This is a genomic window from Streptococcus suis YS161 (genome assembly GCF_002760245.1).
In the GTDB taxonomy this organism is placed as follows: Bacteria; Bacillota; Bacilli; order Lactobacillales; family Streptococcaceae; genus Streptococcus; species Streptococcus suis_I.
In genome coordinates this window covers 1-10571 of the sequence record NZ_ASCA01000003.1, presented here as the reverse complement: position 1 = coordinate 10571, position 10571 = coordinate 1, and the positions used below count along the sequence as shown (strand labels likewise).

Sequence of the window (10571 nt, the reverse complement as noted above, 5' to 3'; positions counted from 1 at the left end):
TGTTGATGTTGTGCAGTTTTCTCAAAGTAACTTCTGGAAGGACGGGAACTAGAACTTACTTTGAGAATTTACCATAAAAAATTAGCAGGGAATACATACCTGCTAATTCCGACTATCCTACGACTGATGGTTCTTCATCTCTCCATAGATTACCTACAAAGTTTTGGTCTAATTCCTTAATGTATGAAGGAACCACTTTTTTTACAAAACGTTCCTTTTTCAATTTTAATATGGTAGCTTCTACTAGTTCTTGGTCCATATACACCAAAACATATCGCAAGCGTTTGGAATGGTAAACAATATCTCCATATTGGCTGAGTTTACGTGCATCACGATTGTAGTGTAAATAGACAGTTAAGCAAGTGCGATTTTTCTTCTCAAACATGTCTTCTCCTCTAAAAATTCTCTTTCTATATTATACCGTTTTCAATGATAAATGAAAAGCTCCAACTACCTGTAAAAGAGTTGGAGCTAATAGGAATAGTCAGTGTTATTACATATTTGTCACTGCTTATTTGACTTTTGTATTATCCATAATCTGGTCAATAAATCCGTAAGCCAAGGTTTCTTCAGCTGACATCCAGTAATCGCGTTCGGCATCCTTGTGGATTTGTTTCACTGTCTTACCTGAGTTGTCTGCCAAGATTTTTTCTAGCTTATTACGTGTTTTTAATAGGTGTTCTGCAGCAATGGCCATATCCGTTTGCTGAGTACCGCCACCAGTTCCACCCATTGGCTGGTGAATCATGTATTCCGCATTTGGCAACATGAAACGTTTGCCCTTGGCACCGCTTGATGCAATGATGGTTCCCATGCTCGCAGCTGTTCCCATAACGATGGTTTGAACATCAGCTTTAATGAAATTCATCGTGTCTACAATAGCTAGACCAGCTGACACAGATCCACCAGGTGTGTTTACATAAAGGTAAATATCCTTGGTTGGGTCTTGGGCATCAAGGAAAAGCAATTGTGCAATGATAGAGTTTGCCATGTTGTCCTCAACTGGTCCTGTCAACATGATAATACGGTCTTTCAAAAGGCGTGAGTAAATATCATAAGAACGCTCACCACGGCTAGTTTGTTCAATAACTACTGGAATCATAAAATTACTCCTTTTCGAGGTTTTCTGTACCCATTATATATGAATAGTCAAAATTGGTCAAATAAAAAACACGATTTAAGAAAATGAAAAAGAAACCAGCTAAGCTGATTTCTTAATTATTTTGTACCGAACAAGCGGTCACCTGCATCTCCCAAACCTGGTACGATGTAGCCTTTTTCATTGAGTTTTTCATCCAAGGCTGCCGTATAGATATCAATATCTGGATGTGCTTCTTGAAGAGCTTTTACACCTTCTGGAGCTGAAACAAGGGCAACAAATTTAATATTTGAAGCGCCACGTTTTTTCAATGAGTCAACTGCAAGAATAGCTGAACCACCTGTCGCAAGCATTGGGTCAACTACAAAAATATGACGTTGATCAATATCTTCTGGTAATTTTACAAGGTACTCGACTGGTTGAAGTGTCTCTTCATCACGGTACATACCAATATGACCAACCTTTGCAGCTGGCACAAGGCTAAGCAAGCCGTCAACCATACCAACACCTGCACGAAGAATTGGTACAATAGCCAATTTTTTACCGGCAATTTGTTTTTGAACTGTTTTCGTAATTGGTGTTTCAATCTCCACATCTTCCAGTGGCAAGTCACGCAAAACTTCGTAACCCATTAGCATTGCGATTTCATTTACCAACTCACGAAAATCCTTAGTAGAAGTCGATGTGCGACGAAGGATTGACAACTTATGCTGAATGAGTGGGTGTGAAATGACTTGGAATTTACCCATGATGATAAAACCTCTCTTTTTTGTTTTTTCCATTTTACCAAAAATTCATGAAAAAAGCATGGGAAAAGAAAAGGAATTTATTTTTTGAGAACGATTGCCTCATACGGTCTTAATAATTGTCTATCCAAAAATGTAGCTTCATCGTAATTATGCATAAACAATGAATACCCTTCGCTTGATACGTCAAATGCTTGCTCATCACTGGTGAAATTTACCAGAATGAGGAAATCATCCTGATCATCATATTTACGGTAGGCCATTACCAAGCTATTTCCAGTCTCCATCACTTCATATTTTCCTTCAGACATACAAGGATACTCTTTCCGAAGAGCGATCAATTTTTGATAGGTATAGAAAAGCGATTGTTTGTCTGCAAGTGCTTTTTCAACGTTGATGTCTTTGACAGTATCTCCCAAAGCCAGCCAGGCTTGAACTGTACTGAAGCCCGCTCCTTCTGCTCCTGTCCATTGCATTGGACGGCGAGCATTATCACGACCTTTGGCATTTATAGAAGTAATCAATTCCTCCTTGGTAAAGCCATTTTCAATCCGTTCTGCATACATGCGACGTGTTTCGATATCGTCCGCTTGGTTAATATCTGTAATCGGCGTATTAATCATACCAATTTCCTCACCTTGGTAGATATAAGGTGTCCCTGACATAAAATGAAGATAAATAGCCAACATTTTACCACTTAACTCACGAAATGCAGGTCGATCATCACCGAAGCGAGAAATTGCACGAGGTAAATCATGATTATTCCAGAAAAGAGAGTTCCAGCCTTTACCAACCAGTTCAGTCTGCCATTTGGATAGAACGGTATGCAAACGAGCTGGATCAAGCGGTGCCAAATCCCACTTTTCTTTTCCTTCCTGCTGATCAAGTCCTACGTGTTCAAATTGGAAAATCATCGAAAATTCTTTTCGGTCAGGATGCGAATATAACTGAGCATTTTCTGGATTGGCACTCCAGGTTTCCCCAACAGTCACTAAGTCGTATGCACCAAAGGTTTTCTCATTTAATTCCTGAATAAGAGGATGGAGAGTCGGTCCATCGGCTGTAATTAATTTTTCCGGTTCTTTTCCAATCAAATCAATCACATCTAGCCTGAAACCGCCGACACCTTTTTCAATCCAAAAATTGATCATGTCCCAGATTTCTTGTTTCAGAGCAGGATTTTTCCAGTTCAGATCTGGTTGCCTAACAGAGAATTGGTGGAGATAGTATTTGTTCAGATATGGAACGTATTCCCATGCAGAGCCTGAGAAGGTCGAACGTAATTCATTCGGCTCATCAGCCCAAACATAATAGTCATAATAGGGATTATCTGGTCCTTTGAGGGCTTCTTGAAACCAGAAATGTTCATCCGAGGTATGATTGAGCACCAAATCCATGATTATTTTGATATTGCGCTTATGGCCTTCTGCAATCAGCTCTTCCATATCTTCCATGGTCCCAAATTCTGGAGCAATTCCTTGGTAGTCACTGATGTCGTAACCATTGTCATCCATGGGTGACTGATAAACAGGACTGAGCCAAATAGCATCAATTCCCAGCTCGTGAAGATAATCTAATCGGCTGATAATCCCTCGAATATCCCCTACTCCATCTCCATTTGAATCTTGAAAACTACGAGGGTAAATTTGGTAAATGACGGACTTCTTCCACCAATCTGTCTTTTGTATTTCTGGCATTTGATTGATCCTTTCTGTACAATCTTATTTACGTAAGAAAAAGGGGAACCCCCCTCTTTCTATATAATCATATTATAACTCAATTGTGGTAATTTTGCCCTCTTCTATTTCAACAATTTCAAAGGTTTTTTCTTTTAGGTTTGTTGTTAGACGGGCAGACACCCCTGCATCTTGATTGTTCCAGACAATTTCCATGCTTGTTTCATCCAGCATCTTAACAGAGAACTCTCCGTCGAAAGCTGGACTTGTATTGCGGAATTTAAGGAGTTTGAATAAGGATTGTACAACTGGCCGTTGTACTTCGTGCTCAATTTCTTCCAAATCATAGTAATGGCGATTGATATTGCGGCCTTCCTTAGTTGATTCTAAAAGTTCAATATCATTCTCACCTGCAAGTAAACCAACATAGTAAATCTGTGGAATACCTGGTGCAAAACATTGAAGAACACGCGCTAATAGGTAAGCTTGATCGTTATTGCCAAGAGCAGAATAATAAGTACAGTTAATCTGATAAATATCCAAATTATTATAGGCTTCTGTACTATAAATTTTCTTCACATTGGCACCTTGTGCATACAAGGCTTCACGCGTTTCCTCTGTCTCCTCATCCGTCAGTAAATCCTTAACATCCACAACACCTATTCCATCATGGGTATCAAGAGTTGTAAATTGCTTACGAGGGCAAATCTCCATCCAGTGAACCAGACGATTGACATGACCAGAATACAAAGCGTGGAGAACCAGCATTGGCAAGGCAAAGTCATAAACATAATAATCCTGTTCCGCAATCTTTTGCTGAATGGTGTAGTGCTCATGAATTTCTGGTAAGATTTCTACATCTTTTGGTGCTAATAACTGACGTGGAAAATGGAGCATTTCCCAAATATCAGGCTCCACAAAGAAACAGTTGGTTCCTATTTTTTTATTGGCATAAGCAAAGGCGTCCAAACGAATAATCGAAGCTCCATGTTCTGCCAACTGTTCCAAATTTTCTTGGATGAACCGACGTGTTGTCTCTGTAGTTACATCCAAGTCAATCTGCTCTTCATCAAAGGTACACCATACCTTCTCCTCGCTACCATCAGCAAATGTTGCAATACGATATGGCGCACGAGGTTTACGCTTATAGATCAAATCAACATCTTCTTGCGTTGGCTCACCATTTGGCCAAAAGTTTTTATAGCGAATGAACAAATCCGCATAAGCTGATTCATCTTTCTTTTCAAGAAAATCAAGGAAATACGGTGACTTGGCTGAAATATGATTGATCATAAAATCGAACATCAGATAATAATCCTTGCTCAATGCTTCAATATCTGACCAATCTCCAAATACAGGGTCGACCTTTGTGTAATCCATTGGTGCAAACCCACGGTCACCTGATGATGGGAAAAACGGCAAAATATGGATACCTCCCACAACATCCTTTAATGGACCCTCAAGAACTTTTTTCAAATCCTCAAGATTCTTACCTAGACTATCAGAATAAGTAATCAACATAGCTTGATTTTTAATTTTCATCAATATTCTCCTTTGTAAGCCTTTTCTTTTTTAGCTATTTGAAAAGGTTGGACAAGTCAACCTTCAGAGTTATTTGACTGAACCACTCGTCATACCAGAAATAATATGTTTTTGGAAGACAAGATAGACAAGTAAGATTGGAATAATTCCCACCACATAGGATGCAAATGATGGTCCATAATCACTGAAATACATGCCTTGATAGTTGTATTGGAAAAGTGGTAAAGTCCACATGCTTTGATCACGGTTCAATACTAGTAAAGGCAAGAGGAAATCGTTCCAGACCCAGAGGGCATTGATAATCAAAACCGTTGCATGCATGGGTTTCATGAGTGGGAAAATGATTTTCCAGTACATGGTAAATTTATCACAGCCATCAATAGCTGCCGCCTCATCCATTTCTTCAGGAACAATGGTCTTAATATAGCCGACATAGAGGAAGAGGGCCTGAGGAACTGCATAGGTCAAATATAGAATAATCAAACCGACAATATTATTCAAACCAAGGCTTGACATTAATTTGGTCATTGGGAGCATAATCACTTGGAAAGGTACAAAAATCCCAATAATCAAGAAAAAGTAGATAAAGTTAAACACTGTCTGGCGTTTCATTTGACGGGCTACGGCGAAAGCTGCCATTGGAATAACAAGTAGAATCAAGCCAACAGCAACAATCGTAATCAAGGCAGAATTGCCAAAATATTGTACAATCCCATCGTTAAACAAGCGTTCGTAGTTATTTAAGGTGAAATTTTCAGGAAGACCAAAGAAGTTGCTCGTGATTTCCTTAGTTGGTTTGAACGAACTTATAATCGTCACAAGTAGCGGAATAAACATGAAGAGAATACCGCTAAAGAGCACGAGATAGACCCACCAATTTTTCTGTTTTTGAGTATTCATGACAGTCCTCCTAAATTTCAAATTTCTTCGAAATTCTCATCTGAATCAATGAGATGACAATAATGAAGATGAAGAGTACTACAGCCAATGCATTGGCATAAGAGAATTTGTTGTCTACAAAGGCATAGTTATAAACGAGTAAACCCAAGGATTCTGTTTTGCCATCTGGTCCACCACTTGTCAATGCAAAGATAAGATCAAATGCTGTCAAACCTGATTTCATAGCCAAGATGAAAACCATACTGATAGATGGTAATAAGAATGGAAGTTCAATATTGAAGAATTGTTGAGAACGAGTAGCACCATCAATCGCTGCTGCTTCTTTCACATCTTCTGGAATACTTTGTAAACCAGATAAGAAGATGATGACTGGCATCGCCAGCCCTTGCCAGAGAGCCACAAAGAGTACGGCTGGAATAACAGTATTTTCTTGTACCAATAAATTTTCCATCAACCAATCAATATGTAGTAATTCTCCAATTTGTGTAAAACCATAGTTGAACAATTGAACAAAAATCAAGCCTAAAGTAACGGTTGAAAGAACTGCAGGGAAGAAATACCAGGTTCTAAAGAAACCAACAGCTTTAATCTTACGATTAAGGAGACTAGCCAACCAAATCCCTATAACAATTTCTCCGATGACCAAACCAATGGTGAAGATAATGGTAAAAGTCATAGATGTATAAAAATCAGGATTCTTCAAGATATCTAGATAGTTTTGAACGCCAATCAAGTTGAAATCAGATGTCAATCCATTCCAATCCGTCAAGCTATAATAGATACCCGTAAATAAGGGATAGAAGAAAAAGATTAACTGTAGGCCAATTGGTATGGCAACAAATAGATAGGGCCAATATTTGGCAATAAATCCTTTTTGATTCATCATGGTACTCCTTTTTTCTATAATGTATAGTTGCTTAGGGACAGTTTGAATGGAGTGGTTAGGGGGTATTCAAACTGACCCTAAGCAACTATAAAGAAGAGCTAGGCTGTTCTAGCCCTCCTTATAGTTTTCTTGAATTATTTTTTCATCGGATCAAAGAATGCGTTCAGTTTTTTCACTAATTCTGCTGAGTTAGGATTTTTAACCATTTCAACAGTAATGTTCCAGAACTCATCTTCTGATTCCCATTCAGATTGCAACCAAACTACATGTTTGTCAGTGAAGGCATATTGTGTCACTCCAGCAGTTTCTTCAAACTTACCTTCTGTATCTACACCTTCAACTGAAGTTGGTGAGCCATCTACATCATAGTATTTCTGGATAACTTCTGGACGAGAAAGGTATTCTAGGAATTTTTTAGACTCTTCTGGGTGCTCTGTATCTGCTGAAATAGATAGAGCAAGGTCAGCTGCACCGATGGTATAGTCGCCACCTTCTTTATCGCCAGGGAATGTAAACATACCATATTCAAATTCTGGTTCTTGTTGGTTTACAGCTGTAGCTGCCCATGTACCTTGTGGAAGCATGAGAGCATCACCTGCTGCAAAGGCTGCCACCGCATCTGCATAGAGCGCGCCTGTCGCCCCTTTTTGTCCATTGTCTTTCAACAATTGCAAGCGTTCTAGAACTGCTTTTGTAGTCGCATCATCTTGAATCGCTCCCTTTGCACTACGAATCAGAATATCTTCTGCACCATCAAATCCACCCGCAACAGTTACCCAAGCTAACTGATGGTAGCCGTTCAACGACCAAGCATCGTTCAATGAAAGAGCAAACGGTGCTGCACTGCCATCAGCCTTGATTTTGTCTACCAAAGCCACAAATTCTGCATAGGTAGTTGGAACTTCAAGACCCAATTCTTTGAATTTATCTTTATTATAGTAAATACCATAGGCATTTGCTGTCAAAGGAAGGGTGTAATTTTTTTCATTAACAAGATATGGCGTTACAGCACCATCTTTTAGATGACTGAAACCTGCATCATCACCAATTTCTAAGAAACGACCATCCGCTGCGTATGCTTTGAAGTCCGCATTTTGTGGATAAATATTGATGACATCTGGAGCTTCGTTATTTGCCATACGAGTTTTCAGAACAGTTCCTGCATCTGGTACATTTGAAAATTTAACATCAATCGTAGGATTTTCTTTTTCAAAATCATTAATAATTTCCTGAAGAGTAGCCTGCATTTCAGGTTTTTGTGAGAAATATTCAATTTCTACCTTATCGCTACTACTTGCATTCCCACAAGCAACCAAGAAGCTAGCAAAAGCACATACTGACGCACATTTTAAAAATGTTTTCATTTTCATTATAAAATCCTCCTAGATTTTGTTAAAAATATATTGTACACTAAAATAATCTTTTTGAACATGTGGCATTGTAAGACCAATGTTCATCAATTCATCCCCGTAGAATGTTTCTCCTAATTGAGGGCATTCATACAAGGCATCTGGGTCTAGCCCCTTCAACCGGACATGAAGCAATGGTGCCTCCGGTTTAGCAAGAATTTTTACAAATGTAAAGACCGCTTGATTCTTATCTTGACTAACATAATTGGCAGCCCAGGTATTGCTCGTCTTTTTCAGACGGTAGAGCTGACCGAATTGTATAGTTTCACGAATGGAGTGATAGGTTTCGATTTGCTGACTGATTTCATCCAATTCCTTTTCGGAAAGTTTCGTTAAATCCAGCTCGTAACCAAACGCTCCTCCCATCATAGCCACATTGCCTCGTGTAGCAAGAGGTGTGATCCGACCAACCTGATGGTTTGGAACGGCAGAAACGTGTGCACCAATTGAGGAAGGGGGATAAATCAAACTAGTACCTTCTTGAATAGATAAGCGCTCAATCGCATCTGTATCATCACTTGCCCAAGCTTGCGGCATGTAATACATGATTCCCAAATCATTACGACCTCCACCGCCTGCACAGGATTCGAAAAGAATATCCGGGAACCGCTTTGTAAGGTGGTCTAATACACGGTAGAGACCTAGCATGTAACGATGGTGGAATTCAAAGCGCTGGTCATTTGCTAAACCTTCAGGGATATTGGTGATATTACGGTTCATATCCCATTTTACATAAGAAATATTGGCTGATTCTAATATGGAAGAGACGCTATCAATGATGTAGTCACAGACTTCCTGCTTGGTCAAATCCAAAACTAATTGTTCTCGGCTGTAGATTGGTAAGCGTCCTTCTGTGCGAATTGCCCAATCAGGATGCTCACGATAAAGATCGCTATCAATAGAAATCATCTCTGGTTCAAACCACAATCCGAATTTCATGCCAAGCTCATTTATTCGCTCTGCTAAACCATTCAAACCATTTGGCAACTTATCCAAATTGACTTTCCAATCGCCCAATGAACTTTCATCATTGTTTCGTTTACCAAACCAACCATCATCCAGAACAAATAATTCAATACCAGCTCGACTTGCAACCTGAGCTAACTGTAAAATCTTTTCTTCTGTAAATTCAAAATAGGTCGCTTCCCAATTGTTGATTAAAATGGGTCTTGGTTTGTTTACAAACGATGATCGAATGAGGTGTTTTGTGATAAAGTGATGACTATTTTGTGTCATGCCAGTAAATCCTTTATCAGTATATGATAAGAGAACTTCTGGAGTTTGAAACCGGTCATCCTTATCCAATTGCCATGAGAAATAGTGACTTTCCAATCCTAGTCCCAAACGACTAGTTTCCATGGCTGTTGTTTCGACAAATGCTGTAAAGTTGCCACTATAGACAAGGTGGGCTGCATAAACATCGCCCTTGTCCTCGCCTGCATCGGGTGAGGCTAGTGCTAAGAAAGGTGTTCTTGAGTGACTAGAAGCACCTCGAATGCTACCAATCGAATACTGACCTTTTGTCAATGGGGTCTGTGTCCACTCTTTTTCATAGGCATAACGTCCTGCCAAGCTGTGAACAATGAAATCTTGATGTGGAAAATCAAGCGTTGCAGACAAGACCTTCTCTAGTTTGCATGGATATTTGCCAGTTTGAATTGTAGCTGACCTTGCAAGATAAGAAGCTTCTTCAAAAACAGAATACTGAAGTGTTACGGTAATATCTGTCAACTGATCGTAAAGATCAATTTCAAGACTCTCTACCTCTTCTTGATTTCCAAAACTTGCTGGTAATCCCCTCAGTTCTTTTTTCCCCTTGTATAATCGATACTCTTTGTATTTTAGGTCAAGAGTGACTCCAAATTCGTTCCGAACATCTAATGCTGAGGTTCTAAAATCTCCCAGACCATTGCTGGAATATTCGAGTGGGAGGACATCCAATGAGTATGTCCTATCACCAGTAATTGGACTCGGAGAAAACGATCGATCTAAATATGTTATTTTGTTTCCATCGCTAAATTTTTCGATTTTTTTCCCAAAATAACGATGAACCAGATCGCCTGTTTCCAACACTTGGATGATATAAGAGAATTCTCTTGTTTTCAGGTGAAAAATCTGTTTTTCATTATAAATCTCAATCACATTCATCTCTCCCATCTCTTCTTTATGCTATTATTTTATAAAATGAAAACGCTTTACTTAATAGTCTTTTGTATTTAAAACATGTTATAATGTTTCCTAGTCTAGTGGTAAAAAGTCAATAGAAAGTTGATTAATTTTTAGATGATTTTCTAGACAAAAGGGTGCACTAAA

General features: G+C 39.0%; 8 protein-coding genes and 1 pseudogene. All 9 read right to left on the bottom strand.

Annotation, left to right across the window (positions count from 1 at the left end; all coding sequences use genetic code 11):
• Window positions 1–112: 112 nt before the first annotated feature.
• Window positions 113–385: a YlbG family protein gene (locus SST111_RS00090; RefSeq protein WP_002937299.1), complete on the bottom strand. Its 273-nt coding sequence runs from the start codon at window positions 383–385 to the stop codon at window positions 113–115.
• Window positions 386–511: 126 nt separating this feature from the next.
• Window positions 512–1111, bottom strand: a pseudogene (locus tag SST111_RS00085) (ATP-dependent Clp protease proteolytic subunit); the annotation flags it as partial.
• Window positions 1112–1218: 107 nt separating this feature from the next.
• Window positions 1219–1848, bottom strand: a complete 630-nt coding sequence (gene upp, locus SST111_RS00080) for a uracil phosphoribosyltransferase (protein WP_002937309.1) — start codon at window positions 1846–1848, stop codon at window positions 1219–1221.
• A 77-nt stretch (window positions 1849–1925) separates the two neighbouring features.
• Window positions 1926–3542: a glycoside hydrolase family 13 protein gene (locus tag SST111_RS00075; protein WP_099809596.1), complete on the bottom strand. Its 1617-nt coding sequence runs from the start codon at window positions 3540–3542 to the stop codon at window positions 1926–1928.
• Window positions 3543–3614: 72 nt separating this feature from the next.
• A complete protein-coding gene (gtfA, locus tag SST111_RS00070) occupies window positions 3615–5063 on the bottom strand; it encodes a sucrose phosphorylase (protein WP_099809595.1) in 1449 nt (482 codons plus the stop codon).
• Window positions 5064–5132: 69 nt separating this feature from the next.
• Window positions 5133–5963, bottom strand: coding sequence for a carbohydrate ABC transporter permease (locus SST111_RS00065; RefSeq protein ID WP_009910491.1), 831 nt, complete (start codon window positions 5961–5963; stop codon window positions 5133–5135).
• A gap of 10 nt (window positions 5964–5973) precedes the next feature.
• Entirely contained in the window at window positions 5974–6846 is an 873-nt protein-coding gene (locus SST111_RS00060) for a carbohydrate ABC transporter permease (protein ID WP_024415654.1), read from the bottom strand.
• Between the two features lie 137 nt (window positions 6847–6983).
• On the bottom strand, window positions 6984–8219 hold the full coding sequence (locus SST111_RS00055) for an extracellular solute-binding protein (protein WP_099809594.1): 1236 nt from the start codon (window positions 8217–8219) through the stop codon (window positions 6984–6986).
• A gap of 12 nt (window positions 8220–8231) precedes the next feature.
• On the bottom strand, window positions 8232–10406 hold the full coding sequence (locus tag SST111_RS00050) for an alpha-galactosidase (protein WP_099809593.1): 2175 nt from the start codon (window positions 10404–10406) through the stop codon (window positions 8232–8234).
• Between the last annotated feature and the right edge of the window lie 165 nt (window positions 10407–10571).

Coding starts and splice junctions, on each gene's coding strand:
- SST111_RS00090 (WP_002937299.1), bottom strand. CDS start 385: ATGTTTGAGAAGAAAAATCGCACTTGCTTAACTGTCTATTTACACTAC.
- upp (WP_002937309.1), bottom strand. CDS start 1,848: ATGGGTAAATTCCAAGTCATTTCACACCCACTCATTCAGCATAAGTTG.
- SST111_RS00075 (WP_099809596.1), bottom strand. CDS start 3,542: ATGCCAGAAATACAAAAGACAGATTGGTGGAAGAAGTCCGTCATTTAC.
- gtfA (WP_099809595.1), bottom strand. CDS start 5,063: ATGAAAATTAAAAATCAAGCTATGTTGATTACTTATTCTGATAGTCTA.
- SST111_RS00065 (WP_009910491.1), bottom strand. CDS start 5,963: ATGAATACTCAAAAACAGAAAAATTGGTGGGTCTATCTCGTGCTCTTT.
- SST111_RS00060 (WP_024415654.1), bottom strand. CDS start 6,846: ATGAATCAAAAAGGATTTATTGCCAAATATTGGCCCTATCTATTTGTT.
- SST111_RS00055 (WP_099809594.1), bottom strand. CDS start 8,219: ATGAAAATGAAAACATTTTTAAAATGTGCGTCAGTATGTGCTTTTGCT.
- SST111_RS00050 (WP_099809593.1), bottom strand. CDS start 10,406: ATGAATGTGATTGAGATTTATAATGAAAAACAGATTTTTCACCTGAAA.